This is a genomic window from Streptomyces sp. NPDC020362 (assembly GCF_040642095.1).
Taxonomy (GTDB): Bacteria; Actinomycetota; Actinomycetes; order Streptomycetales; family Streptomycetaceae; genus Streptomyces.
Map to the genome: position 1 here is coordinate 1 of NZ_JBFAET010000073.1, position 26,019 is coordinate 26,019.

The 26,019-nt window shown below is 74.0% G+C and carries 16 protein-coding genes and 1 pseudogene; 4 read left to right on the forward strand and 13 right to left on the reverse strand.

Annotation, left to right across the window (positions count from 1 at the left end):
* Positions 1-244 precede the first annotated feature (244 nt).
* The 8 genes and pseudogenes from AB0H32_RS24630 to AB0H32_RS24665 form a co-directional block, all read right to left on the reverse strand.
* Entirely contained in the window at positions 245-1,147 is a 903-nt protein-coding gene (locus AB0H32_RS24630; RefSeq protein WP_361124338.1) for a ribokinase, read from the reverse strand.
* A 338-nt stretch (positions 1,148-1,485) separates the two neighbouring features.
* Complete coding sequence (locus AB0H32_RS24635; RefSeq protein ID WP_361124340.1) at positions 1,486-3,225, reverse strand: thiopeptide-type bacteriocin biosynthesis protein; 1,740 nt, start codon at positions 3,223-3,225, stop codon at positions 1,486-1,488.
* A gap of 7 nt (positions 3,226-3,232) precedes the next feature.
* Positions 3,233-5,359: a TOMM precursor leader peptide-binding protein gene (locus tag AB0H32_RS24640; protein ID WP_361124342.1), complete on the reverse strand. Its 2,127-nt coding sequence runs from the start codon at positions 5,357-5,359 to the stop codon at positions 3,233-3,235.
* The gene (locus AB0H32_RS24645; RefSeq protein WP_361124344.1) at positions 5,356-7,632 is read right to left on the reverse strand and encodes a hypothetical protein; all 2,277 of its coding nucleotides are present in this window, start codon (positions 7,630-7,632) and stop codon (positions 5,356-5,358) included. Before AB0H32_RS24645 ends, AB0H32_RS24640 begins: the two co-directional genes overlap by 4 nt.
* Positions 7,629-8,876: a hypothetical protein gene (locus AB0H32_RS24650; RefSeq protein WP_361124346.1), complete on the reverse strand. Its 1,248-nt coding sequence runs from the start codon at positions 8,874-8,876 to the stop codon at positions 7,629-7,631. The genes AB0H32_RS24645 and AB0H32_RS24650 overlap by 4 nt, the downstream gene beginning before the upstream one ends.
* Entirely contained in the window at positions 8,873-11,731 is a 2,859-nt protein-coding gene (locus AB0H32_RS24655) for a lantibiotic dehydratase (RefSeq protein ID WP_361124348.1), read from the reverse strand. Before AB0H32_RS24655 ends, AB0H32_RS24650 begins: the two co-directional genes overlap by 4 nt.
* 284 nt (positions 11,732-12,015) lie before the next feature.
* Positions 12,016-12,096 (reverse strand): annotated as a pseudogene (locus tag AB0H32_RS24660) (thiazolylpeptide-type bacteriocin); the annotation flags it as partial.
* Positions 12,097-12,196: 100 nt separating this feature from the next.
* Entirely contained in the window at positions 12,197-12,400 is a 204-nt protein-coding gene (locus tag AB0H32_RS24665) for a thiazolylpeptide-type bacteriocin (RefSeq protein ID WP_361124350.1), read from the reverse strand.
* Positions 12,401-12,965: 565 nt separating this feature from the next.
* Between AB0H32_RS24665 and AB0H32_RS24670 the strand changes: the two genes are divergently transcribed.
* Positions 12,966-15,221 carry an ATP-dependent RecD-like DNA helicase gene (locus AB0H32_RS24670; protein ID WP_361124352.1) on the forward strand — a complete coding sequence of 752 codons (2,256 nt, stop codon included), beginning with the start codon at positions 12,966-12,968 and terminating at the stop codon, positions 15,219-15,221.
* 240 nt (positions 15,222-15,461) lie between these two features.
* Complete coding sequence (locus tag AB0H32_RS24675) at positions 15,462-16,751, forward strand: citrate synthase (RefSeq protein ID WP_361124353.1); 1,290 nt, start codon at positions 15,462-15,464, stop codon at positions 16,749-16,751.
* Positions 16,752-17,481: 730 nt separating this feature from the next.
* On the opposite strand, the gene AB0H32_RS24680 is transcribed toward AB0H32_RS24675, so the two are convergent.
* The 4 genes from AB0H32_RS24680 to AB0H32_RS24695 form a co-directional block, all read right to left on the reverse strand.
* A complete protein-coding gene (locus AB0H32_RS24680) occupies positions 17,482-19,737 on the reverse strand; it encodes a heavy metal translocating P-type ATPase (RefSeq protein ID WP_361124355.1) in 2,256 nt (751 codons plus the stop codon).
* Positions 19,738-19,977: 240 nt separating this feature from the next.
* On the reverse strand, positions 19,978-20,217 hold the full coding sequence (locus AB0H32_RS24685) for a heavy-metal-associated domain-containing protein (protein WP_361124357.1): 240 nt from the start codon (positions 20,215-20,217) through the stop codon (positions 19,978-19,980).
* Between the two features lie 73 nt (positions 20,218-20,290).
* Positions 20,291-21,241, reverse strand: coding sequence for a PrsW family glutamic-type intramembrane protease (locus tag AB0H32_RS24690; protein WP_361124359.1), 951 nt, complete (start codon positions 21,239-21,241; stop codon positions 20,291-20,293).
* Positions 21,242-21,328: 87 nt separating this feature from the next.
* The gene (locus AB0H32_RS24695) at positions 21,329-21,997 is read right to left on the reverse strand and encodes a TetR family transcriptional regulator (RefSeq protein ID WP_361124361.1); all 669 of its coding nucleotides are present in this window, start codon (positions 21,995-21,997) and stop codon (positions 21,329-21,331) included.
* A 160-nt stretch (positions 21,998-22,157) separates the two neighbouring features.
* On the opposite strand from AB0H32_RS24695, the gene AB0H32_RS24700 reads away from it, so the two are divergent.
* Both AB0H32_RS24700 and AB0H32_RS24705 read left to right on the forward strand, forming a co-directional pair.
* Positions 22,158-24,383 carry an MMPL family transporter gene (locus tag AB0H32_RS24700; RefSeq protein WP_361124363.1) on the forward strand — a complete coding sequence of 742 codons (2,226 nt, stop codon included), beginning with the start codon at positions 22,158-22,160 and terminating at the stop codon, positions 24,381-24,383.
* Between the two features lie 30 nt (positions 24,384-24,413).
* Complete coding sequence (locus AB0H32_RS24705; protein WP_361124365.1) at positions 24,414-25,457, forward strand: zinc-dependent alcohol dehydrogenase family protein; 1,044 nt, start codon at positions 24,414-24,416, stop codon at positions 25,455-25,457.
* Positions 25,458-25,605: 148 nt separating this feature from the next.
* Here the strand turns inward: AB0H32_RS24705 and AB0H32_RS24710 are convergent, their stop codons facing one another.
* Positions 25,606-25,806, reverse strand: coding sequence for a MerR family transcriptional regulator (locus AB0H32_RS24710; protein WP_361124367.1), 201 nt, complete (start codon positions 25,804-25,806; stop codon positions 25,606-25,608).
* Positions 25,807-26,019 lie beyond the last annotated feature (213 nt).

A 26,019-nucleotide genomic window follows, 5' to 3' on the forward strand; every position in this document is an offset into this window, starting at 1 on the left:
CCTCCGGGGGGGGTCCCGGGGGGCGCTGGGGGTGTTGGCACCCGGCGGGTACCGCCGCGGGGCCCGGGTCGCCGCCCCGGGCCCCCTCGGTTTCGGTGGTCCGGCGCTCGCACGCCGGCAGCCTGTACCGGCGCGGGAGGCCGCTTCGCCCTGGACCCGTACCCCTACCGATACCCGTGGCCATAACCGTGCCCCGACTCGGCGAGTGCCCCGGCCGGACGACGGCCGAGGACGCCCGCCCCGTTCACAGGGCGTCGGCCTCCGCTGCGGTCGGGTACGACTCCTGGGCGCCCCGTTTCGTCACGGCCGCCGCCCCGACCCGGGCCGCGTACCGTGCCGCCTCCGCCAGTGACGCGCCCGCGCCCAGCCGCACCGCGAGGGCCGCCGTGAAGGCGTCCCCGGCGCCCGTGGTGTCCACCGCGTCCACCTTCAGCGGCGAAACCCGCGTCACGCCGGAGGCGTCGCACACCAGCGCCCCCTCCGCGCCCAGCGTCACCACCACCGAGCGCGGGCCCTTGGCCAGCAGCAGCCGTGCCCAGTCGGCCGGCTCCTCGCTCACGCAGGCGTCGCCGAGGATCACCCGGGCCTCGTGCTCGTTCACGATCAGCGGGTCGCAGGCCGCCAGGACCTCCGTGGGCAGCGCCCGCGGCGGGGACGGGTTCAGCACGAACCTGCTTCCCTCCGCGAGGGTCCGTACGACCTCCACGACCGTCTCCAGCGGGATCTCCAGCTGCGCCGACACGACCCGTGAGGCGAGGAAGAGGCTGACGGCGGCCCGGACGTCCGCGGGCGCCAGCCGGGCGTTGGCGCCGGGGGAGACCACGATGCTGTTGTCCCCGGTGGGGTCGACGGTGATGAGCGCGACGCCCGTCGGCGCCCCGCCCACCAGCACGCCCACCGTGTCCGCCCCGGCCGCCCGCAGCGAGTCGAGGAGCAGGCGGCCGTGGGCATCGTCACCGACGCGGGCCAGCAGCGTCGTATGCGCCCCGAGCCGGGCGGCGGCGACCGCCTGGTTCGCGCCCTTGCCGCCCGGGTGGACGCCGAGATCGCCGCCGAGCACCGTCTCGCCGGCGGCCGGCCGCCGTTCGACGTCGATCACCAGGTCGGCATTGGCCGAACCCACGACCAGGAGGTCGTAGTCGTACATGGAATTGATCTCCTCATACCCAAGAGATGACCCGATGCGAGACGGTCCGGGGCGGGCGGTCGTCACCAACTGTGCACGACCACAAGCCCGTTGGCCTCCGTGAGCCGCCGAGGCTACCCCTCTCGGCCGCTGAAGCCCGCCACGTCGTCCTCCGTGACGGCCTTCACCGGCACCTTCATCGCCGGCTCCCCCTCTCGCACGGTTCATCCACCGGCCGGCGAAGGAGCTGCGAGGAACCCCGTGGACAACTGCCGAGAGCCGTCCTGCTCGGGCCGGGGGACGGCATGGCGTCCCCCGGGTGCGGTGCACCGCAAGGGCACCGGCGGCAACGCTCGTGGTCAGTACGCCTGGACGGGAGGGGCGGGGCGGCCCAGGGGGAGGAGGTACTGGACCGGCTCGTCGAGGCCGTCGAGGCCGAGAAGCTCGTGGGTCAGGTCGTCGTGGAGGCCGCCGAGCGGGAGGGTGGCCAGACCGAACGCCGCCGAGGTGAGCAGCAGTGTCTGCGCGAGGTGGCCGGCCTCCAGCAGGCCCAGCCTGAGCGCCCGCAGGCCGTAGCGGCGGCGCAGCAGGCCGAGGTCGAGATGGACCGCGAGCACCGCCGGGGCCTCGTCGATGCCCACCGCGTCCGGGTCGTCCGCCGGCCGGGAGAGATACGAGGACAGCGCCTTGAGCTCGGCGACGGTCGGCGCCGGCCCGATCGGGAGCAGTGCGCGGCGCTCCGGCACGCAGTGGTACGTGCCCGCGGCCAGCCCCGCGACGTGCAGCGCCACCAGGCGCACGCGCACGCTGTAGAGGGCACCGGCGCTCGGGTACGGGCGGTGCCGGCGGGTGTGTACGGTGCCGTCGGCGAGCGGCCGGTGCGTCGCGTGGCTCTCGGCGTACGCGGACCACAGCAGCCCGCCCAGGATCCCCGCGTCCAGCGGCCCGTGCAGCGGCCCGCGCACCGAGCTGCGCCGGTGCAGCGCCTCGGCGAGCGACAGCTCCGGCAAGGGGGCGGCGGGCAACGGGAGTTCGGCCGCCGACTGGGCCGCCGAAGGGGCCGGCGGCGGGGGCAGGTCGCGCAGTGCGGTGTCCTCGGGCCGCCCGATCCGGAACTTGCTGCGTTCCAGGTACTGGTAGTCGGCCGCGCGGTGCCCGGCGGGGAAGAACCCCGGGTCGTCCCCGGTCTCCAGCAGCGTGCGGGCCGCGAGGTGGCAGACGGCCCGCTCCTCGTCGGGGGTCACGCCGAGCCGGTTGAACAGCATGTGCAGTTGGGAGGCCCACACCCAGGGCACGCGCCGGGCGGCCCGCTCCGCGGGCAGGGCGCTGCGCAACCGGGCGTCCGCGGCGCCGACCCGGCGCGTCCACTGAGCCATCCAGGGCGCGGCGGTGCCCGCGTCGAGGGCGGCGCGCAGGGCCCGGGCGCGCCGGACCAGGCTCGGCCGCTGGAGGGCGAACACCGAGTTCACGCGGGAATGGACGGCGGCCCCGGGCAGCGGCTCCACCTCGGTGATCCAACGCCAGGAGGCGGCGTGCCGGCGCAGCCAGCCCGCTGCCTGAAGTTCGTCGAGGCCGAGCGCGTGGGCGGTGGCGTGGGCGAGACCGAGGGCGAGCGGGAGCCGGGCGGCGCGGTCCGGGGTCGCGCGCAGGGCCTCGACCGCCACGCGGGTGGAGTGGACGAACACCTCCTCGGCGAGGGGCAGCGCGGCGGGGCCGCCGTACCGCTCGGTCTCGGGCACGTACGGTACCTCGCGCACCTCGCCGTGCCGGGACGGCCAGGGGCCGGTGATCTCAGCGGGCCGGGCGGCCGCCAACTCGGCCAGGGCGGCGGGAAGTCCGTCCGCCGCACCGGCGGGCAGCGGGCCCCGGAAGCGGATCCGCAGGTGGGGGCCGCCCTCGCCGTAGCGGATGAAGAACCATGCGGCGCGCGGGTCGGCGGTCAGGCCGTCCATCAGCGGGGCGAGGTCGTCGGTGACGAACGCGTCCGTCTCCGCGCCGCCGGTGTGCAGGGCGAGGTGCAGGCTGTGCCAGGGGTGTCCGGGGCCCTCGGGCGCGGCGCCGGAGGCGGCCGGGCGGGGGCGGGGGCGGGCGGTCGTCATCGCGTCCTCACGGGAAGGGGTGGGGGTCGAGGGGCAGTTCGTCGCGGCGCTGCGGCCTGGCGGTACGGCCCAGCCGGTGGGGCACCTCCAGCAGCCGGTCCAGCCCCGAGGTGCGGCGGTTGACGTGCCCGAAGGTCATCGGAAGCGTGCCGGGGACGATCACCTTGGCGCAGTGCAGCCCCAGCCGGTCCCGTACGCCCGGCTCGTCCTGTGTGACCGCGACGACCTCCAGTCCCTCGGCGGCCAGCCGCTCAACGGTCCGCTCCAGCAGCAGCGTCAGGTCCGCCACCGGCTCGGGCGCCCCCGGCCACCGCTCGTACCACGGCGTCTCCGCGGTGCCGCCGAACAGGAAGTCCAGCCGGTGCTGTGCCTGGGGCAGGGTGTTGAGGCCGACGTGGTCGTCGAGGTCCAGCACCAGCTCGGGGCGGTCCAGCATCGGGCGCAGCCGCTCCGGGTCCCGGGGACCGCCCGGGGCCGAACGGCGGGCGGCCTCCTGGACGTTGGTGACCACCTCGGCCACCGCCGAGCGGATCGCAACCCGCGGGTCGTGGTGGGCGCCGGCGGCCAGGAACGCGCCGGGCGCGTCGGGATGCGCGCCCTCGTAGCGGCAGAGCGAGATCACCGCCGGGACGCCCAGATCGTTGGTGGCGTCCAGCAGGGTCAGGCGGTAGCGCAGCAGCGCGGCGCGGTCGGCCAGGGCGGTGACCTCCGGGTCGTCGACGGGGACGGCGAGCCGGGGCAGCGGGGTGCGCGCGTACCAGGCCATCAGGAAGGCGTCGCGTTCGGCGACCTCGAACAGCCCGTACAGCGCGGCCTCCTGGGGGCTGTTGCCCAGTCCGCAGCCGTTCGAGGACTCGTACACCACCCGCGGCCGGTCCGGCCCCGGTACGTCCCAGTACGCCACGTGCTCGGGTACCGCCAGCGCGCGGCGCTCGGTGAGCGACCAGCCGTACACCCAGTCGAGTACGAGGTCCGGGGAGTACGGGACGGTCCGGCGGGCGGGGTGGCCGTCGAACTCGGGATCCGGCAGACCGAGCCGGACGGGGTCGAGTACGGCGTGCTCGCCCGCGGCGACGAGGTCGGCGTACGAGGCGCGGAGCGCGGTGCGGCGGCCGGTGGGCCGCATACCGGCGAACCGCTCCACGCTCTCGAAGAGGGCGACGCGTTCGCTGGACCGGAAGTCGCCCGACCGGCCGTAGCCGCCGTCGTCGAGGGAGCGGCCGTCCGTCACCCAGGCGGTGGTCAGCGCGAACGCGGAGTCCTCGGTCCTGAAGAGCCGACGCACCGGCCCGAACCGCTCGTCGTGCAACTCGGCACGCAAACGGGCGGGCGTGGTGCGGGCGTTGGGGCCGCGCAGCACCGACGGGTCGGGCAGCGGCCGGGGCTCGGCGGGCAACCGGGCGCCGGCGGGCGAGTCGTCCGGCAGCGGCCGGCAGACCGGGCAGCCGCCGACCGGCCGGATGCGGTGGGTGGACCAGGTGTACCGGTCGCCCTGGAGGATGTGGACGACGGCCCGGTCGTCGACCTCGACCGGGTCGGCCTCGACCGGGTCGGGGACGCCGGGGCCCGATGCGCGCGGGTCGGCAGCGGGCGTGGCGTGGCCATCGGGAGCGGGCGTGGCGTGGCGATCGGGAGTGGCCGTGGCGTGGCGATCGGGAGCGGGCGGCTCCGGTTCGGGCGGGCCGGCCGCCAGCAGGTCTGCCGCGAGCCGGAGCGCCGCCTCGGCCAGCGGCGGGGTCCCGGTGCCGCCGAGCGCCAGCCGCGGGCTCTGCCACGGCACCCGGCCGCCCGCGGTGGCCAGCCGCTGGTACTCCGCGCAGCCGACGCAGGCCCGCGCCCCGGGGTGGAGTACGGGCCCGATCACGGTCAGCGCCCCGTCCTCGCGCACCGGCACGAACCGCACCGGACGGGCCAGGGCGTGCCGGCTGAGCCGCTCGGCCAGTCCGAGGTCCCACGCGGTCAGCCGCACGACGGCGGTGCCCGCGGCGGTCGCGAGCGCCGCCGCCGGATCGAGGACGGGGACATCGAGGACGGGGACGGCGTACGGATCGAGGGCGGGGGCGGCGTGCGGATCGGGGACGGGGGCGGCGTGCGGATCGGGGATGCGGACGGCGTGCGGATCGGTGGTGTTCATCGGGGGCCTCCCCGTCCGGCCAGGACCGTGAATCCGGATGCGCGCAGGGCGTCGGCGAGGGGGTGCCGGCCGGTGCCCCGCCAGGGTTCGGGGAGCAGGCCGGTCAGGCGGTACAGGGCGGCGCGCAGGGCCGGTTCCCGGGCGGCGATCCCGGCCAGCCAGGCGTCGGTCCAGCCCTCGTCCGCCCAGCCGGCCGGCTCGACGCCCGCCGCGGCGAGCGCAGCCGCGGCGCCGCTGAGCGTGGTGTGGAGCGCCCGGTCCGGTGCGTGCTCCGCCGCCATCGCGCGCGTGATCGCGTCGAGGGCGGCGAGGGCCACGGCGTCGGCCGCGGTGGCCTCGACGGCGCGGCTCACCGTGCCGGGGGCGGCGCCGGTACCGGCCGGGGTCGGCCGGACCCGGACGACGGCCGCATGGGCTTCCTCGGCGCCGAGTTGCCGGACCGACAGATCGGCGGAGCGACCCATGCGTTCGGTCAGCACGGTCCACCAGTGGCGGGCCTGAGGGTGCATGCGCCAGACGTCGGCCCCGATCCCGTCGGTGCGGGCGCCGGCCCCGATCCCGTCGGTGCGGGCGCCGGCAGCGACCGGATCCGCCTCGCACGCGGTGGAGGCGGCTTCCAGCCCGATGCGGTCGAGGACGGCACGGCGCAGTGCCCGGCCGTGGGCATGGTCGGGGCCCGCTCCGACGACCGGGGCGGACGGGCCGTCGGCGAGGGCGAGTTCGGCGGCCCGGCAGGCCGCTTCCAGCCGGGCCAGGTCCGCCCGTACCGCGCCGGCGACCAGCAGACCCTCCGGGGTCCGGCAGGATGCGAGCGACGCGGGGAGCTGCGGCAGGTCCCCGGGCAGCGGCGCGTCGAGCACGCCGAGACGGGGGTCGCCCAGGGCCGTCACCCGGCGCAGGGCCTCCCCGAGGTCCGGCGCGGGCGGGGCGTCCGGCCTCCGGCCGGCGGCCCGCGGGGCCGCCGCCCACGGGTGGTACGTCGCCTCCGGCGGCTCGGCCCGGGCGATCAGCACGGCCGGGTGCCCGGCCTTCGCCGTGCTGGAGGCGTCCTCGTGTGCGGCGGGGTCGGGCAGGTCGGCGACGGCCGCGAGCAGCCGCCCGGCCGCGGCACCGGCGAGCAGCGCGAAATGCGTACGGGACGGCGCCCCGGCAGCCGTCTGCGACGGCGCCCCGGCACCGACAGGCGCCGTGGCAGGCGCCGCCGACCGCGACTGCGCGGTGACGGGATCGCCCGGTGCCCACGGTGGTGTGCCGGTGCCGGTGCCGGTGCCTGTGCCTGTGCTGGTGCTGGTGGCGGTGGCGGTGGCCGTGGTGCCGGTGGCGAGGCGGGTGGCGATGGCGTGGGCGTCGGAGCGGGCGCGGTTCGGGGGCCCGGGCTCGGTGACGAAGCCGCCGTCGGCGTCGCAGGACACGGCCAGCGCCACGGTCCCGGACGGCGCGTCGGCCGTGACCACGGCCCGGCCGACGGGCAGCCGTCCGTCGACGGTGACCCGCGGGCTCGCCCCCGCGCGGCGGAGCGCCCGTACGAGGCCCATGGCGAGAGGGCCCTCGGGATCCGGTGTTGCGACGACCGGTCGCGCAGTCCGGATCGCTTCGACCGCCTCGGCCGGGTGGGCGGCCGACGAACCCGGCCAGGGCGGGAGTTCGGCTCCGTCCGGGTGCTCGACCACCAGGTCGTGTTCGCGCAGTCGGGCTGTGAGGGTGGCGAGCGCGGCGTCCACCCGAGAGCCGGCCCGACCGCTCGCGGCGGCCCTTGCCCGGGCCACGGCCCGCGCTCCGCCATCGGCCTGCGTTTCGGTGTCGGCCTGTGCCTGGGCGTCGGTCCGGGCATGGGTGGCGGTCCGGGTACCGGTGGCGGTCCGGGTACCGGCGTTCGTCCGGGCCCCGGTACCGGCCTGTGCGTCGCCGTCGCCCCGCGCCGCGCGGTCCGGAGCGAGCCGCTCCGAGAGCAGCTGCCACAGGGCCGGCAGCGCGCGGCTGCCCTCCAGCGTGACGACGGCGCCACGGCCGCGCAGGTGCAGACCCGTGAGCAGCGGGGTGGCGGCCACGCCGGGGCGCAGCCGGAGCCGCGGTGCCGGCCGCGCCCCGGGGGCGACGGGGGCGACGGGGGCGACGGGGGCTTCGGAGGCGACGGGGGCGACGGGGGCTTCGGAGGCGACGGGGGTAACGGGGGTCAGTGGGGTTTCGGGCGTCTGCAGGGCGGGCTCCCCGCCCCGAGCGGGGTCCGGGGGCTCCGGGGCCGTGCCCGCCGCGGCGGCGGGGGCGGTGGTCATGACGCGCCCTCCACCGCCGCGATCACCTCGTCGATGCGGCCCTGCCAGGTGTGCCCGGTGAGCTCCGGCACCGTGCGCACGACCAGGTGCGCGGCGAGGTACCGCTCCACCGGCCGTACGTCGCAGATCGCGAACAGCCGGTAGAGCGCGTTCGTACAGGCCCGGTAGATCAGGTAGTCGGGCCGGCTCCACATCGCCCCCTGCGGGTCCGAGCGGCGCAGCCGGCGGTGGAACTCGCTGTAGCGGGTGCGTACGTCCTGGTTCCAGCGGTCGGCCACCGTCCGGTCGCCGAGCACCGCCGCCCGGTCCCGGTACTCGAGGGGATCGCCGGCGAAGTCCGCGCCCGCCGCGAACCGCTCCGCGGCGATGCGCCATGCCTGCGCGGACCAGTCGGCCCAGGCGCGTTCCCAGCCGGCCGCCCCGCCGCCCGTGATCCGTCCGACCAGGGCGGTGGCGCCCGGCCCGGTGGCCTCCCACCGACGTTCGAAGGCCGCCCGCAGCCGCCCTCCCGGGTCCTCGTAGACCAGGAAGTCCTCGAGGTGCGAGACGAACGAGTAGTGGCCGCCGATCAGCCCCTCCGGGTGCACCGCGGCGTGCGCGGCCAGCGCCGCGACCGCGAGCTGTACGCGGGCGGCGGGTGCGTCTCCGTGCCCGCCCAGGAACGCGCACCCGGTGTCGAGCGCCGGCAGGCCCAGCGCCAGCAGGTCGTCGCGGAGCCGGACCCCGTCGGGCCCGATCAGGGCGCGCAGGGACGACCGGTCCACCGTCTCGACGCGGACCGTGCCGTCCGGTACGAGCGGGCCGTACGGCGGGGCGATCAGCTCGGCACGGCCGGCCACCGCGGCCCGGGCGAGGAGTTCCTCCTCGGTGACGCGGGCGGCCGAGGGGTGGTCGGCGGCCCAGGTCCGCAGGGTGGCCGCGGTGCGCTCGGCCGCCGCGGCCGCCGGGCCGGGTGCACCGCGCAGCCGGAGCCGTACGTGCGGGCCGTACAGCCAGTGGCGCTCGACGTGCGCGGTCAGGCCTTCGGCTGCGGCCCGGCGGGCCGACGGCAGCACCGCCTCGCGCAGCAGCGGAGCCTTGTCCTCGCGGTAGTCGTACAGGACGACGTCGAGGGCCGCCGTGGAGCCGGGCACGGCGGGGTCCAGCGGTGCGGTGGCGGGGCTGGGCACGGCGGGGTCCAGCGGGGCGGAGCCGGGCACGGCCCGGTCCAGCGGGGCGGGGGCGGGGCCGGCCGGGGCGTTCATCGGGTGCCTCCTCGGCGGCGTACGGGCGGGACGGCGGGCCGTGGCGTGGCCCGGTCGGCTGCACGGCGGCGGGCCGGGCGGTACGTCTCGAGGACGGACTCGACGGCGTGGACGGGCTGGTCCCGGCCGCCGAAGGCGGGCAGGGCCTCCTCCAGGACGACGCCCTGCGGGTGGCGTGCCAGCCAACTGCCCAGGCAGCGCAGGTGCAGGGCGTTGCCCAGGTCGAGCGCCTGCGGCTTGGGCGCCCGCAGCCGCGCGACGAAGTCGTCGACCGCGCGCCCGGCCGGGGGCCGCGCAACCGGGTGCAGGAAGAGCTGATCCGGCAGGTCGAGCAGGGCCCGCCAGCGGGCCACCGCGGCGGCCGGCACCTCCCGCTCCTCCGCGGCTAGGCCGGCGCGCAGTGCGTCGAGCACGCCCGGGCCGAGGTGCCAGCGGCGCCGGGCCAGCACCAGGTGGCGGTGGCGCAGCCGCGGCGTACGGACCACCTGGCCGCCCGGCGCCGCCATGGCGTGCCGGGGCAGCAGCGGACGGAAGTCCACCACCCCCTCGGGATGGTCCGAGAGGAACGGCCCGAGCCGCCCCGGCAGCATGATCGGGGCGAGGAAGCCCAGGTAGAGCACGTCCAGCGGGTCGCCGGTCGCCCGTACGCGCAGCCGGAGCCGGTCGGTGGCCGGGTCGTGGACGAGATCGAGGTCGGCCTCGGCGAGGGCGGCCCGGCCGCGGTCGGGTCCGATCTCCTCGGCGAGCAGCAGCGGGTGGAGGTTGGCGTTGAACCCGCCCGGCGGCCGGACCTGGGCCGCCCGCGCGCCCGCGCCGAGGCCGCGACGGACGCGCTCGCCTACCGTGGCCGCGGCGCTCGCGGGCATGGCGTCGAGGAAGCGGCTGGTGAACCGGCCCCAGCCGCCGTAGACGTGGTTGATGCACAACAGCCCGTCGTCGTGGGCACGTTGGGCGAAGTGGGAGTAGCTGAGCGGCCGGGCGGCCGTCCAGTCGGGCAGACGGTCGGCGAGGGCGCGGACGGGGTCGGCCGGCAGGACGATCTCGGGAGCCGTGTCCCCGGCCGGCCCTGCAGCCCTTCGTGCCAGCGCCGCGAACTCCTCGCGCAGGCAGGCGAGTTCGACCATTGCGGCCGGCAGTTCGGGGTCGTCGGACGGCAGGCCCACGAAGCGGCCGGACTCCTCCCAGGCGGCGGCGGTGTCGGCGCCGAAGTCCCACGGGTCGTGACAGGTGCCGCCCTCCCCGTAGCGGGCGACGAAGCGGTCCCGGGCGACCCGGCTCATCACGTGTCCGAGGTCGAACAGCTCGGCCAGAGAGGTGAGTTCGGTGAGCGCCGTGTGGTCGGCCGGGGTGAACGGGTCGTATCCGGCGGGCCGGTCCTCGTAGGGCAGTCCCGTGGTCCGCCCGTCCCTGCCCGGTGGGGCCGGCGGGCGGCGCGGGGACAGGCGAACGGGGACGACGACGTCCTCGGTGAGGGCGGTCAGCGGGGCCGCGTCCGGCGGGACGGCTCGGCCGGTGTCGGCGAGCAGCTCGTGCCAGCGGCCGGCCAGGGCGGCGAGCAGGGCGGGGCGCTCGGCGGCGGGCGTGTCCGCGAACCTCTGTGTGTCATGGGCGAGTCGGGCGATCCGGTCCGCCAGGACGGCGTCCGCGGGCCACTGGCGCAGCCAGTCGGCGAGCGCGAGGAGCGGGGCGTGGTGCTGCGGGTCGACGGGCTCCGCGGGCACGAGCAGCCCGGAGTCGGCGAGCCGGTCCACGAAGCCCGCCACGGCGGGGTCGTCCGGTGTGCGGCCCAGGTCGGCGGCGAGCCGGGCGGTCAGCGTGCCGAGGGCGAGCGGGCCGTCGGCGAGGGCGGCGGCGAGCGTGTCCAGCGCCGGGCGGGCGGCCACCTCGACCTCGTCCTCGCGGGTGACCAGGTACCGTCCGCCGGCGAACAGCGCCTCCGTGCGGGCGAAGCGGGCCTGCCCGTCGGCCACCCGTGCGGTGCTCGTCATGCGGTGGGGGAGGGCGCGGCGGCGGCGCGGCTCGTCGAGCAGGGCCGCGGTGAGTGCGGCGACGAGGGTGCGGTTCTCCTTGACCACAGAGGTCAGCGGGGCGGTGGACCCGGGCCCGGGTTCCGGAGCGGAGGTGGCCGTGGCAGCTGTGCCGACGGACGAGCCGGCCGCCCACCCGACGGCGGTGAACCACGACAGCGGACTGGTCTTCGTGCTGGCCCGCAAGGCGTGCCGCAGGACCGAGGCCTCCTCCTTGCGCGCCCGCCGCCCGGTCTCGCCCCGGCCGGCCCTGCTGACCGCCCGCAGCAGGTCGGCGCTGGTCAGGGCGATGGCCCGGGTGAAGGCGGGGGATCGGCAGAGAGCGGCGAGCGCGACGCGCTCGGCAGTCAGGGCGGGTGGGACGGCGGCGTCGAGCTCGTCGAGCAGCAGGGCGCGCAGCTCGCGCAGGGCGAGCCAGTCGGCGAGCCGCGGCACCCGGTCGGGAAGGGCGCCGAGCCGGCCGAGGAGGGCAGGGCGGGGCTCGCGGCCGTTGTGCAGGGCGCGGCGGAGCGGGAGGACCACCTGCCGGTGGAACTCCTCGTCGTGGCCGGCGCGCGCGGCGAAGAGGTCGTCGCAGACGGCGGCCCGCAGGGCGGCGTCCTGGGCGGCCAGGGCGGTGAGCCGGGCGAGCCGGGCCCGTAACTCGGCGGCGGGGGCGGTCTCGGCGGGGTACGGGAGCACGGTCGTACGGACGAGGGCGTACGGCGCGGTCCGGCCGTACGGGTCCGCCGGGTCGCAGGGATCTGCCGGGTCGCAGGGGTCCGCCGGGTCGGCCTGGTCGGGCGGCGGCACGCGCACCGGGGCTGCCGGCGGGGCGGAGTACGGCATGACGGGGCTCCCGGCGTAGGGCTCGGAGGGCGGGCGGGATCGGCGGAGCGGGCGGGAATGCGCGGACCGCTTCGGCGGACCGGGTGGAAACCGGCGGACCAGGTGGAAGCCGGCGGACCGTGTCGGAACGGCGGGGTGGGCGCGGGGTTGTGCGGCCGGCCGGACAGGATCGGACGAGCCGGCCGGCCGCACGGGAGCCGTAGCTCACCGGCCTCGTGGGATGCGAGGCCGAGGGCGCACTGGAAGGGCAGGTCGGGCAGCCTGGGCTGGGCGCACGAGGAGGAGCCGCACGAGCACGAGCTCGCTCCGCCGGAGGCGCCCGTCTCGGGCAGCGCGACGGTGTCCCGCAGGGCGGTGACGGTCAGCTCGCCGAGTCGAGGTCCTCGAGGGCGAGGAGGTCCTCGCGGTGGTCGGGCATGTGGAGCCTCTCTGGATCGAAGGACGGTGTCCGGGGCGGGCGCGGGGTCAGAGGACCACGGGTGTTTCCACCTGCGGCTGCGCGCACGACGACGAGCCCTGGCACGAGCAGGAGCCCCACGAGGCGCCGTTCTCGGGCAGCGCGGCGGTGTCGCGCAGCGAGGTCACGGTCAGGTCGGTGAGGTCCAGGTCCGCGTCCAGGCCGAGGTCCTGGAGCTCCAGGGCGTCCTGCGGGTTCGGGGTACGGGACATGACGAACTCCCTTCGGAGAAGGTGGAGATCGGAACGCGCCGATGTGATGGCGCTGTGAAACATGCCGAATGAAGGGCATGCGAGGAGATTTCCGCTCGAGTATGACTAAAGCGCCCGAACGGTCATGCGTCGTACAGCAGCGAGTCTGGGTCCCGGGGGAGGGCAGCAGCAAGGCCAATCCAGACATTGGCCTGTTGTGTTCATCCCGGTTCGGTGCGTCTTGGTACGTCGCGTCACTGCGGTGTGGCGGCGTTTGGACTGGTGCACGGTGAAGACGGTGTGGGTTTGTGTGCCCCTTGTGATGGGGTCTTCCCTACTTGTCCACGAGTCGGGTCAGAGCCCTGACAGGGGGACGTCATGCCTCCGTCAGCCGGGTGTCAGGCCGCCGGGCGCCCTCGTGCGGGCCCGGCGCGCGGAGGTGACGTACATCGCGTCCGCGAGGGGTGCACAATCGGTCAACTTCCGCCCGGGAGGCCGGAGTCGTCCGGGCGGCTGCGCAGTCGCCGGTAGCCCCTCGAAGCCGGAACCCGGTACCGCTGTCAGACTCCACCGGTACCGTCGGATCATGGCTCAACAGGCGGGGAACCCCACGGGCGAACGGCAGCTCGCCGTGCTCGAAGGCGTGCTGGAACGCATCACGTACGCCAACGAGGAGAACGGCTACACGGTCGCCCGCGTCGACACCGGAAGAGGAGCGGGTGACCTCCTCACGGTGGTCGGCGCGCTGCTCGGCGCCCAGGTGGGGGAGTCGCTCCGGATGGAGGGCCGATGGGGGTCGCACCCGCAGTACGGCAAGCAGTTCCACGTGGAGAACTACACGACCGTGCTGCCCGCCACCGTCCAGGGCATCCGCCGTTACCTCGGCTCCGGGCTGGTCAAGGGCATTGGCCCGGTCTTCGCCGACCGCATCACCCAGCACTTCGGCGTGGACACCCTGACGATCATCGAGGAGGAGCCCAAGCGGCTCATCGAGGTGCCGGGCCTCGGCCCCAAGCGCACCAGGAAGATCGCCGACGCCTGGGAGGAGCAGAAGGCGATCAAGGAGGTCATGCTCTTCCTCCAGACCGTCGAGGTGTCGACCTCCATCGCGGTGCGGATCTACAAGAAGTACGGCGACGGGTCCATCTCCGTCGTGAAGGAGCAGCCGTACCGGCTGGCCGCCGACGTCTGGGGCATCGGCTTCCTGACCGCCGACCGGATCGCCCAGTCCGTCGGCATCCCGCACGACAGCCCCGAGCGCGTGAAGGCGGGCCTGCAGTACGCGCTGTCCCAGTCCGCCGACCAGGGGCACTGCTTCCTCCCCGAAGAGCGGCTGATCGCCGACGCCGTGAAGCTGCTCCAGGTCGACACCGGTCTGGTCATCGAGTGCCTCGCGGAGCTGGCCGAGCCCCCTGGGGACGGTGAGGACCCGGGGGTCGTGCGGGAGAAGGTGCCCGGACCCGACGGCGACGCGGACCCCGTGACCGCCGTCTATCTGGTGCCTTTCCACCGGGCCGAACTGTCCCTGTCCGCCCAGCTGCTGCGCCTGCTGCGCTCGGGCGAGGACCGGATGCCGGCCTTCCGGGACGTGGACTGGGACAAGGCGCTCGGCTGGCTGAAGTCCCGGACCGGCGCCGACCTCGCCCCCGAGCAGGAGTCCGCCGTGAAGCTCGCCCTGACCGAGAAGGTCGCCGTGCTCACCGGCGGACCCGGCTGCGGCAAGTCCTTCACGGTCCGCTCGATCGTGGAACTGGCCCGCGCCAGACGCGCCAAGGTGCTGCTCGCCGCCCCCACCGGCCGCGCGGCCAAGCGGCTCGCCGAGCTGACCGGCGCCGAGGCCTCCACCGTCCACCGGCTGCTGGAGCTGAAGCCCGGCGGGGACGCGGCCTACGACCGGGACCGCCCGCTGGATGCCGACCTGGTGGTCGTGGACGAGGCGTCCATGCTGGACCTGCTGCTCGCCAACAAGCTGGTCAAGGCGGTGCCGCCGGGCGCCCATCTGCTCTTCGTGGGTGACGTGGACCAGCTGCCCAGCGTCGGCGCGGGGGAGGTGCTGCGCGACCTGCTGGCCGACGGCAGCCCGATCCCGGCCGTGCGGCTGACCCGGGTCTTCCGGCAGGCCCAGCAGTCCGGCGTGGTGACCAACGCGCACCGGATCAACGCCGGGCAGCATCCGCTCACCGACGGCATGAAGGACTTCTTCCTCTTCGTCGAGGACGACACCGAGGAGGCCGGCCGGCTCACCGTGGACGTGGCCGCCCGGCGCGTCCCGGCGAAGTTCGGCCTCGACCCGCGCCGGGACGTGCAGGTGCTCGCGCCCATGCACCGCGGCCCGGCCGGCGCCGGGGCGCTCAACGGATTGCTCCAGCAGGCCATCACACCCGGCCGGCCCGACCTGCCCGAGAAGCGGTTCGGCGGCCGCATCTTCCGCGTCGGCGACAAGGTCACCCAGATCCGCAACAATTACGAGAAGGGGGAGAACGGCGTCTTCAACGGCACCGTGGGCGTGGTCACCTCGCTCGATCCGGTCGACCAGCGTCTGACGGTGGTGACGGACGAGGACGAGGAGGTTCCGTATGAATTCGACGAACTGGACGAACTGGCACACGCGTACGCGGTCACCATCCACCGTTCGCAGGGAAGTGAATATCCCGCGGTGGTGATCCCCGTCACCACCGGAGCATGGATGATGCTGCAGCGGAACCTGCTGTACACGGCGGTGACACGGGCCAAGCGACTGGTCGTTCTCGTCGGTTCACGCAAGGCGATCGGACAGGCGGTGCGCACGGTGTCCGCCGGACGGCGTTGCACGGCACTGGATTTCCGGCTGCACGGCCCCTGACCTGCATCGTAGCAGGCACAGCGATCTGCATCACAAAAAATGATCGATCAAATGAGTCGTGAAGGTCACAGAGCACTTCCAGTTGCCGGTCGAAGGGGGCAGGATGAGCAGGTTGGCGGCACTGAGTGCCGCCGATAGGCCCAATGGCCGACCCCGAGTGCACTCTCCTGAGCCAAATGGGGGATGGTAGAGACAGTCAGGGCACCTCGAAGATGAGGCACTACGTCGGTGAGGGAAGACGTGAGCGACAACTCTGTAGTACTGCGGTTCGGTGACGGCGAGTACACCTACCCGGTGGTCGACAGCACCGTCGGCGACAAGGGCTTCGACATCGGGAAGCTCCGCGCCCAGACCGGTCTGGTGACTCTGGACAGCGGTTACGGCAACACTGCCGCCTATAAATCCGCTGTCACCTACCTCGACGGCGAGGCGGGCATCCTCCGCTACCGCGGCTACCCCATCGAGCAGCTGGCCGAGCGCTCCACCTTCCTCGAGGTGGCCTACCTGCTGATCAATGGCGAGCTGCCGACCGTCGACGAGCTGACGACGTTCAAGAACGACATCACGCGGCACACCCTGCTGCACGAGGACGTCAAGAACTTCTACAAGGGCTTCCCGCGCGACGCCCACCCGATGGCCATGCTGTCCTCGGTCGTCTCGGCGCTGTCCACCTTCTACCAGGACAGCCACAACCCGTTCGACGAGAAGCAGCGCAACCTCTCCACCATCCGCCTGCTCGCCAAGCTTCCGACGATCGCGGCGTACGCGTTCAAGAAGTCGATCGGCCACCCGTTCGTCTACCCGCGCAACGACCTCGGCTACGTCGAGAACTTCCTGCGCATGACCTTCTCGGTCCCGGCCGACGAGTACGAGCTGGACCCGGTCGTGGTGGCCGCGCTCGACAAGCTGCTGATCCTGCACGCCGACCACGAGCAGAACTGTTCGACCTCCACGGTCCGCCTGGTCGGCTCCTCGCAGGCCAACATGTTCGCGTCGATCTCGGCCGGCATCAGCGCCCTGTGGGGCCCGCTGCACGGCGGCGCCAACCAGTCCGTGCTGGAGATGCTGGAAGGCATCCGCGACTCCGGCTCCGACGTCGACACCTTCATCCGCAAGGTGAAGAACAAGGAGGACGGCGTCCGCCTGATGGGCTTCGGCCACCGGGTCTACAAGAACTTCGACCCGCGCGCCAAGATCATCAAGGCCGCCGCGCACGACGTGCTCTCCGCGCTGGGCAAGGAGGACGAGCTCCTCGACATCGCCCTGAAGCTGGAGGAGCACGCGCTGTCCGACGACTACTTCGTCGAGCGCAAGCTCTACCCGAACGTGGACTTCTACACCGGCCTGATCTACCGCGCCATGGGCTTCCCGACCGAGATGTTCACGGTCCTGTTCGCCCTCGGCCGGCTGCCGGGCTGGATCGCCCAGTGGACCGAGATGATCAAGGAGCCGGGTTCCCGCATCGGCCGCCCGCGCCAGATCTACACCGGTGTGGTGGAGCGCGACTTCGTGCCGGTCGAGGAGCGCTGAGACCTGCCGGTGAGGGGCGCCGGTTCCGGCGCCCCGCCGCCCGGGGCGTGAGCGCACCGCGTACGAGGGCCTGCCCGCCGGGCGGGCCCCGAATCGGTTGGCTGGACGGGCCCCGAATCGGTGGGCCGGGCGGGCCTGAATCGGTGACGAGAAGTCGGCCGGTGAGGTGGCAGGCCTGCCGGTGACGAGAAGCCAAGAAGAAGGCGCCCTGGAGCGCCGGTCCCCCCACGGGCCGACGACCAGGGCGCCTTCCCATGTCCCGGTACGGATTCCCCCCACGGGATCCGGCCGGGCGCTCGGAGAGGACAGCGCCTGAAACCGCTGTCTGAGCACAACGAGCAAAACCCGTCGCACTCCAGTGATGCGGTGCGGTCTGCCGGGACAAGCACGCTGGGAGGGCCGCTCAAAGCTTCCCGGTGTACGTGCCCCGGCAACGCATCTCTGAGGAAGTCCCCCAAGACATCCCCAGACGTCAGTCAGCGCCCCCCAAGACGCTGGTCTGACATCGCCAACTTAGACCTTCGAACCCCTTCGATGGTTACGTTCGCATCACTGTGATCTGCGTCTCTTGCATATGTCCTTTAGGTACGCAAGAGCCCCGATCTCGCGATCGAGGCCCAAGCGTAAGGATGATGCGCGAGCCTTGTGAAGAGCTTATGTGAGGCTCGCGTCCGACTCTAGAGGGACTCTTACTTCGGCTGGGGATAACCCCCGGTAACTCCAGGGGACTTCAGTGGAAGCTGCGCAGCCGCAGACTGTTGGTCACCACGAACACCGAGGAGAAGGCCATCGCGGCGCCCGCGATCATCGGGTTCAGCAGGCCCGCGGCGGCCAGCGGCAGCGCAGCCACGTTGTAGCCGAAGGCCCACACCAGGTTGCCCTTGATGGTGGCGAGGGTGCGCCGGGAGAGCCGGATGGCGTCCGCGGCCACCCGGAGGTCGCCGCGCACCAGGGTCAGATCGCCGGCCTCGATCGCCGCGTCCGTTCCGGTCCCCATGGCGAGCCCCAGGTCGGCGGTGGCCAGGGCTGCCGCGTCGTTGACGCCGTCGCCGACCATGGCCACGGTCCGCCCCTCGCCCTGCAGCCGACGTACGACGTCCACCTTGTCCTCGGGCAGCACCTCGGCGATCACCTCGTCGATGCCTACGGCGCGTGCGACCGCCTCGGCGACGGTCCGGTTGTCCCCGGTGAGCAGTACCGGGGTGAGTCCGAGGGCGCGCAGCTCGCGCACCGCCTCGGCACTGGTCTCCTTGGCCGCGTCGGCGACGGCGAGGACCCCGCGGGCCCGCCCGTCCCAGCCGACGGTGACGGCCGTACGACCCTCCTGCTCGGCCCGGCGCCGGGCCTCGGCCAACTCCTCCGGGAGCGCGTCGTACAACCGCCCCACGGCCACCTCACGGCCTTCCACACGCCCGCGTACGCCCCGCCCGGGGACGTTCTCGAAGTGCTCGGCCCCCGGCAGCGCTCCGGTGCGCTTCTCGGCGCCCGCGGCGATCGCCCGGGCGACGGGGTGCTCGGAGGCGTGCTCCAGGGCGCCCGCGAGCCGCAGCACCTCCTGCTCGTCCTCGCCGTCGGCGGCGTACACCTCCTGGAGGGTCATCCGGCCGCTGGTGACCGTGCCGGTCTTGTCCAGTACGACGGTGTCGACCCGCCGCGTGGACTCCAGCACCTCGGGGCCCTTGATCAGGATGCCGAGCTGGGCGCCCCGGCCGGTGCCGACCATCAGCGCGGTCGGCGTGGCCAGGCCCAGCGCGCAGGGGCAGGCGATGATCAGGACGGCGACGGCGGCGGTGAACGCGGCAACCGTGTCCCCGGTGACCGCCAGCCAGACGCCGAAGGTGGCGACGGCGACGAGGATGACCACGGGGACGAAGACGGCGGAGATCCGGTCCGCGAGGCGCTGCACCTCGGCCTTGCCGTTCTGCGCGTCCTCCACCAGCTTCGCCATGCGGGCCAGCTGTGTGTCGGCGCCGATCCGGCTCGCCTCCACCACCAGCCGGCCGCCCGCGTTGACCGTGGCGCCGGTGACCCGGTCGCCGGGGCCGACGTCCACCGGCACCGACTCACCGGTCAGCATGGCCGCGTCCACCGCGGAGACGCCCTCGACGACCGTGCCGTCGGTGGCGATCTTCTCGCCGGGGCGTACGACGAACCGGTCGCCCACGGCCAGGGCGGACACCGGCACCCGCTCCTCGCCTCCGTTGCGCAGCACGGCGACGTCCTTGGCGCCCAGCTCCATCAGCGCCCGCAGGGCCGCGCCCGCGCGCCGCTTGGAGCGGGCCTCCAGATAACGGCCCAGCAGGATCAGCGCGACGACCCCGGCGGCCACCTCCAGGTAGATCACCGAGGCGCCGTCCATCCGTGAGACGGTGAACCGGAACTCGTCGTGCATGCCCGGCATGCCCGCGTCGCCGAAGAACAGTGCCCACAGCGACCAGCCGAACGCGGCCAGCGTGCCGACCGAGACCAGCGTGTCCATGGTCGCCGCGCCGTGCCGGGCGTTGGTCCAGGCGGCCCGGTGGAACGGCCATCCGCCCCAGACGACGACGGGCGCGGCCAGGGTGAGCGAGAGCCACTGCCAGTTGTCGAACTGCGCTGCGGGCACCATGGCGAGCAGGACGACGGGGACGGCGAGCAGCGCGGAGACGAGCAGACGGTGCCGGAGGGCGGCGAGCTCGAGGTCCCGTTCCCGGGTCTCCTCGGCCGCGGCCTGCGGCTCGGGCTCCGGCGGCGGGGGCTCCTCGGCGGTGTACCCGGTCTTCACCACCGTCGCGATCAGATCGGCGACCCGGACCCCCTCGGCGTAGCTGACCCTCGCCTTCTCCGTCGCGTAGTTCACGGTGGCGCTCACGCCGTCCATGCGGTTGAGCTTCTTCTCCACCCGGGCGGCACAGGAGGCACAGGTCATGCCGCCGATGAGCAGCTCGACCTCCGACGCGCTGCCTATCGCGCTCGCTGTCGCGGTCTGTGCGGTGGTGCTGGTCATGTCCGGACTCCAGACATCGGACCGGGCCGTGCGGATCCAGTATCAGCTGGTCGGCCCGGCCCGGTCGGGGAAAGGTTTCGGGGCCCGCGAGCAGGGGCGGGTCCGGTCACTCGGGTCCTGCTCTCGGCCTGCTTCTCGGGCCACGCTCTTCAGGGCCGCGCCCGGGCCTGCGTGCACCGGTCCGTGCGCTCTGCGTGCTCGTGCCTTTGTGCTCGGGCCATTTGCTCTCGGGGGTGCTTCTCAGGCCCGGTCGGCGAGTTCGAAGCCGGCCTCGTCCACGGCGGCGCGTACGGCCTCCTCGTCGAGCGGCGTCGCGGAGACGACGGTGACCTCGCCGGTCGACGCGACGGCCTTGACCGAGCTGACGCCGGGGATCTGGGAGATCTCGCCGGAGACGGACCCCTCGCAGTGGCCGCAGCTCATGCCGGTCACCTTGTAGACGGTGGTGACGGAGTCCGAAGTGTCGATCTGAGTGGTCATGTCCTTGCTCCTCGTCGTGGCGTGCGGGGCCGATGGGGCCCGCGGTGGGCCCCATGCTCTCCACACTATACCCCTAGGGGGTATTTCTCCAAGAGGAGCCCCGGTGCGCCAGCGACCGCATCCAGGCGAGGCCGAGGAGGGCGACGAGTGCCAGGCCGCTCACCGAGAACAGCGCGAACAGATGCTCCTGGGCGGCGCCGGGCCGCGGGACGTAGCCCTGTCCGAACAGCTCCCCGCCCAGGCCGGGGCCGGACGGGCGGGCCGCCAGCCAGAGCGCGATGCCGGGCGTGGCGTCCCACAGAGCGTGCAGCAGGCAGACGCCGAGGCAGGCGGCGACGACCGGCGTGGCGAGGCGGAAGTGCCCGTTCGGACGGCGGTGGGCGAGCAGCACACCGCCCGCGATCGCCGTCCACAGGCCGTGCCCGAAGGGGGCGAGCGGGCCGCGCAGCAACTCCGTCTCCAGGAGTGTCCGCAGGCCGACGCCGTCGGCCGAGGCTGCCGCGACGAAGGCGTGGCCGCAGCTCTCCAGGGCCGCGAAACCGAAACCGACGGCCGCGCCGAGCACCAGCCCGGCCCGTGTCCCGCGGATGCCCGGCTGCCGGCGCAGTGCGAACACGAGCCCGCCCAGCTTGGCCGCCTCCTCGATCAGGGCGGCGCCGGTGAACATTCCGAAGGAGGGGCGGAACAGGGAGGGCTCCGTCAGCGAGGCGCCGACCACGCCGAGTGCGCCGCCGGTCAGGAAGCAGCCGAGGACCGCGCTGACGCCCAGGTCGCGGCCGTGCCGCTCGTACGCCCACAGTACGAAGACGACGGGGACCAGGAAGCCGCCGAGCAGGATGAGCGTGGGCAGCAGTGCGGTGTGCCGCGTCGTGTACGTCGCCACCGCGGCCAGTGCCCACAGGGCGAGCCCGCCGCGCAGGCAGCGCTTCCACAGGCCGGCGCCGATGCGCGGGTACGGCGGGGGAGGCTGCTGAGGGCCGGGAATGCGGGCCCGGGGCATGCCGGGCGGCGGAGAGTGGGTCACGGCGGGTCCCCTCGGGCTCCAGCTGGGCGATCTATCCGCACTGTAGGCAGATGCGCACCGTGTCGCAGTCCGGGGACCTCCGTGGGGTCACGCGGGGCTGAGCCGGTCGCCCACCATGGGTGCGAGATAGCGGATCAGTACGTTCTTGATCTCCTGGATGTAGGCCGCACGCTCGGCGCCCTCGTGGGCGAGGACCAGCTCCAGGCCGGCTTTGTAGATGCCGAGGCTGACGTGGGCCGTGCGCGTGATGTCGGCCGGGGAGGCGCCGGCCACGAGGGAGGCGAGCAGGTCCTCGACGCGGCTGATCAGGGTGGCGTGCAACTGGTCGTGCGCCTCGGTGATGCCGCCGGGCATGTCGGGGCCGTGCATCAGGGCGAAGAACACCGGGTGCTCGGTGTTGAAGGCCATGAACCGGTCGACGGCCGCGCCGACCGCCTCCTCCAGCGTGGTGTCCGGGGCGACGGGGGCCAGCGCCTCGCCGTAGGTGTCCCGCATCTCGTGCACGAGCCGGTCGCCCAGCTCGATCGCGATCGCTTCCTTGTTCGGGAAGAACTGGTAGAGGGTGCCCGGTGAGACGCCCGCCTCGCGGGCGATGGCGTTGGTGCTGGCGGCGGTGTAGCCGGTGGTGCAGAAGACCTGGGCGGCCGCCGCGAGGAGCTGCGCGATGCGGCGTTCGCCGCGCGCCTGGCGGCGGCGCGGCTGCTCCCTCTCGGGCCGCTCCTTCTCCGGTCGCCCCTTCTCCGAGGTGTCGGACACGCGTTATCCCCAGCTCTCCGAAGGCGATTGACAAACGCGAGCGGTCGCTCGCATTCTTGAGAAACGCGAGCGATCTCTCGTGTTTGCCAGTTTATGGCAATGACCGACCCGTGCTGCCTGGCCTACCGGACATGGGTCAAGGTGAAGGGGACACCGCACGATGACCGAAGTCAACAAGGCGCCGCACACGGGGGACGGACCACCCAGACCCGGCGGCTGGACGCGATTCGTCACCGCCCGCCCGCGCCTGTCGCTGCTGGTGGCCCTGGTTCTCACCGCGCTCGCCGTGCTGGCCGGAAGCGGGGTCGCGGACCGTCTGGGCAGCGGCGGCTGGGAGGACCCGGCGGCCGAGTCGACGTACGCGACCAAGGCGCTGGAGCGGGAGTTCCCCGGTTCCCAGCCGAATCTGCTGCTCCTGGTGGACGCCGGCGGCGCTTCGGTCGACACCCCTGCGGTTGCCGCCCAGGCCCGCGAGCTGACCCGCCGGCTGGCCGCGGAGCAGGGGGTGACCGGCGTCGGCTCCTACTGGCAGGCCGCCCCCTCGGCGGCGCCCGCCCTGCGCGCCAAGGACGGTCACGAGGCACTGATCGCCGCCCGCATCACCGGCGACGAGAACGCGATGGGCAAGACCCTGGACCGCATAGCCCCCCACTACCGGGGCGCGCACGGCCCGGTCCAGGTGAGGGTCGGCGGCGTCGTCGCGGTGCGGCACGAGATGCAGACGATCATCAAGGAGGACCTCACCCGCGCCGAGATGATCGCCCTGCCGATCACGCTGGTGCTGCTGGTGATGGTCTTCGGCAGCGCGATCGCGGCCCTGCTGCCGCTGGGCATCGGCATCGTCGCCATCCTGGGCACCAACGCCGTGCTGCGCGGTCTGACCTCCTTCACCGACGTCTCGGTCTTCGCGCTGAACCTCACCACGGCCCTCGGTCTCGGCCTCGCCATCGACTACGCCCTGTTCATCGTGCGCCGCTACCGTGAGGAACTGTCCACCGGAGCCGACCCGTTGACCGCCGTCGGTACGACGCTGCGCACGGCCGGCCGCACGGTCCTGTTCTCCGCCCTCACCGTCGCGGTCTCCCTGGCCGCAATGATGGTCTTCCCGCAGTACTTCCTGCGGTCCTTCGCCTACGCCGGCATCGCCGTGGTCCTGCTCGCCGCGGCGGCCGCCCTGATCCTGCTCCCGGCCGCCCTGATCCTCCTGGGCCACCGGGTCAACTCGCTCGACCTGCGCCGACTCTTCCGCCGCGAGCCGAAGCCCTCCGGCGCCGAGGGAACGAGCCGATGGGGATGGGCGCGCACCGCCTCGCTGGTGATGCGGCGCGCCCCGCTCTTCGCGCTCGGCACCACCGCTCTGCTGGTGCTCCTCGGACTCCCCTTCCTGGGCGTGAAGTTCGGCACCGCCGATGACCGTCAGCTGCCCTCGGGCGCCGAGTCGCACGTGGTGCAGCAGCACCTCCGCGACGGCTTCCCGGGCAGCCCCGGCGGCGGCCTGGAGATCCTCGCCGAGGGCAGGGCCACCGACGCCCAGTACGCCGCCTACAAGCAGCGGGTGGCCGCCCTGCCCGAGGTGGTCCGGGTGGACGGACCGCTGCTCAAGGGGGACGCGGCGTACTTCACCGTGCTGCCGAAGGGCGAGTCCGTCGACACCGCCGCCCAGCGCCTGGTCGGTGATCTGCGCTCCCTGAAGGCACCCTTCGACACCAAGGTGACCGGCACGGCCGCCGTCCTGGTCGACTCCAAGCACGCGATCGGGGAACGCCTGCCCTGGGCGGGGGCGTTCATCGCGATCGTCACCCTGCTGCTGGTCTTCCTGCTCACCGGCAGCGTGCTGATACCCCTGCAGGCCGTGGTGCTCAACGCACTCAGCCTGACGGCGATGTTCGGCGCCGTGGTCTGGGTCTTCCAGGACGGCCACCTGTCGGGCGCACTCGGCTTCACCAGCCCCGGCTCGATCGAGACCACGCTGCCCGTGCTGATGTTCTGCGTGGCCTTCGGCCTCTCCATGGACTACGGCGTGTTCCTGCTCTCCCGCATCAAGGAGGAGTACGACCGCACCGGCGACCACAACGAGGCGGTCCGCCACGGACTGCAGCGCACCGGCGGGCTGATCACCGCGGCCGCGGTCATCCTCGCGGTGGTGATGGTCGCCATCGGCACCTCACGGGTGACCAACACCAAGATGCTGGGCCTCGGTATCGCCCTCGCGGTGCTCATGGACGCGATGGTCGTGCGCAGCCTCCTGGTCCCGGCGATCATGCGGCTCACGGGCCGTGCCACCTGGTGGGCCCCGGCCCCGCTGCGCCGCTTCCACCAGCGCTTCGGCCTGAGCGAGGGCGAGCCGGCCGCACCCGCGGAGGTGAAGGAGACGGCAGGGGTGTGAGGCCCGCGGCCGCCGTGGCAGGGTGAGCCCATGAGAGCCGTGGTGTTCGAGCAGTTCGGGGAGCCGGCCGGGGTACGGGAGGTGCCGGATCCGGAGCCCGCCGGGCACGGGGCGGTGGTGCGGGTCGAGGCGACCGGGCTGTGCCGCAGCGACTGGCACGGCTGGATGGGCCACGACCCGGACATCACCCTGCCGCACGTGCCGGGACACGAACTCGCCGGTGTCGTCGAGGCGGTGGGCTCCCGGGTGACCGGCTGGCGGCCCGGCGACCGGGTCACCGTGCCCTTCGTGTGCGCCTGCGGCAGCTGTCCGTCCTGTGCGGCCGGCGACCAGCAGGTGTGCGAGCGCCAGACCCAGCCCGGCTTCCACCACTGGGGCTCCTTCGCCCAGTACGTGGCCCTCGACCACGCCGACGTGAACCTGGTCGCGATCCCGGACGGGATGACGTACGCCACGGCCGCCGCCCTCGGCTGCCGCTTCGCCACCGCCTTCCGCGCGGTGGTGCAGCAGGGCCGGGTGGCCGCGGGGGAGTGGGTCGCGGTGCACGGCTGCGGCGGGGTCGGGCTGTCGGCGGTGATGATCGCGGCGGCCTCGGGAGCGCGCGTGGCCGCCGTCGACGTGTCGCCCCAGGCCCTGGACCTGGCACGGGAGTTCGGGGCGGCACAGTGCGTGGACGCGTCACGCACGCCGGACACGGCGGCGGCGATCCGCGAGCTGACCGGGGGCGGCGCCCACCTCTCCCTCGACGCGCTCGGCTCTCCCGTCACCTGCGCGGCCTCCGTCGGCTGTCTGCGCCGTCGCGGCCGGCACGTCCAGGTGGGCCTGCTGCCCTCGCCGGACGGCACCACCCCCGTCCCGCTGGCCCGCGCCACAGCCCTGGAGCTCGAACTCCTGGGCAGCCACGGCATGGCAGCGCACGCCTATCCCGGGATGCTGGAGCTGGTCGCTTCAGGGGTGCTGCGCCCGGACCGTCTCGTCACACGCACGATTGCGCTGAACGCGGCCCCGCAGGCCTTGGCGGCGATGGGGACGGCACCGGGCGCGGGTGTGACGGTCGTCGAGCCGTGGGGATGAGGGCGGCCCGCTCCCCGGGGGGGCGAGAGCGGCCCGCTCCCGGTCCAGGACGGGCGTGATCGCCTCGCGGGGGACCTCGGGCCGGCTCGCAGGGTGACTGTGCCCCGGGCGGCGGGGCACAGCGGCTCCTGCGGCGGGCCGGCGCGGATCAGTCCTCTCTGCGGCCGCGGTTGCCGGGTCGGGAGGCGACCCAGGCGCGGACGGTGTCGGCGTACCAGTAGGGTTTGCCGCCCTCCACATGGTCGGGTGGCGGCAGCAGGCCGTGCTTGCGGTAGGACCGTACGGTGTCGGGCTGCACCCGGATGTGCGCGGCGATCTCCCTGTAGGACCAGAGCCTTCGGTCGGTCATGAGGTGCACCTCCCTGCGCGCGCCGCAGCGGCGGCCATGGGCGGCCGTCGGGGGAGCCGGGCGCTGCGCTGGCGATTACCAAGCCTGTGCCCGGTCAACGACACAGAGTGACCACGGGAAAGCGCCTGTTGACCTGGTGTGACCGAGAACCCACGTAGGTGTGACATGTGTGACGAGAGGGAGGTGTTTGTGACACGCCCGCAGCAAAGGGGC

What these genes read in the sequence shown, in the direction of transcription:
- AB0H32_RS24630 (WP_361124338.1), bottom strand. Translation starts at nt 1,147, where the DNA reads ATGTACGACTACGACCTCCTGGTCGTGGGTTCGGCCAATGCCGACCTG.
- AB0H32_RS24635 (WP_361124340.1), bottom strand. Translation starts at nt 3,225, where the DNA reads ATGACGACCGCCCGCCCCCGCCCCCGCCCGGCCGCCTCCGGCGCCGCG.
- AB0H32_RS24640 (WP_361124342.1), bottom strand. Translation starts at nt 5,359, where the DNA reads ATGAACACCACCGATCCGCACGCCGTCCGCATCCCCGATCCGCACGCC.
- AB0H32_RS24645 (WP_361124344.1), bottom strand. Translation starts at nt 7,632, where the DNA reads ATGACCACCGCCCCCGCCGCCGCGGCGGGCACGGCCCCGGAGCCCCCG.
- AB0H32_RS24650 (WP_361124346.1), bottom strand. Translation starts at nt 8,876, where the DNA reads ATGAACGCCCCGGCCGGCCCCGCCCCCGCCCCGCTGGACCGGGCCGTG.
- AB0H32_RS24655 (WP_361124348.1), bottom strand. Translation starts at nt 11,731, where the DNA reads ATGCCGTACTCCGCCCCGCCGGCAGCCCCGGTGCGCGTGCCGCCGCCC.
- AB0H32_RS24665 (WP_361124350.1), bottom strand. Translation starts at nt 12,400, where the DNA reads ATGTCCCGTACCCCGAACCCGCAGGACGCCCTGGAGCTCCAGGACCTC.
- AB0H32_RS24670 (WP_361124352.1), top strand. Translation starts at nt 12,966, where the DNA reads ATGGCTCAACAGGCGGGGAACCCCACGGGCGAACGGCAGCTCGCCGTG.
- AB0H32_RS24680 (WP_361124355.1), bottom strand. Translation starts at nt 19,737, where the DNA reads ATGACCAGCACCACCGCACAGACCGCGACAGCGAGCGCGATAGGCAGC.
- AB0H32_RS24685 (WP_361124357.1), bottom strand. Translation starts at nt 20,217, where the DNA reads ATGACCACTCAGATCGACACTTCGGACTCCGTCACCACCGTCTACAAG.
- AB0H32_RS24700 (WP_361124363.1), top strand. Translation starts at nt 22,158, where the DNA reads ATGACCGAAGTCAACAAGGCGCCGCACACGGGGGACGGACCACCCAGA.
- AB0H32_RS24705 (WP_361124365.1), top strand. Translation starts at nt 24,414, where the DNA reads ATGAGAGCCGTGGTGTTCGAGCAGTTCGGGGAGCCGGCCGGGGTACGG.
- AB0H32_RS24710 (WP_361124367.1), bottom strand. Translation starts at nt 25,806, where the DNA reads ATGACCGACCGAAGGCTCTGGTCCTACAGGGAGATCGCCGCGCACATC.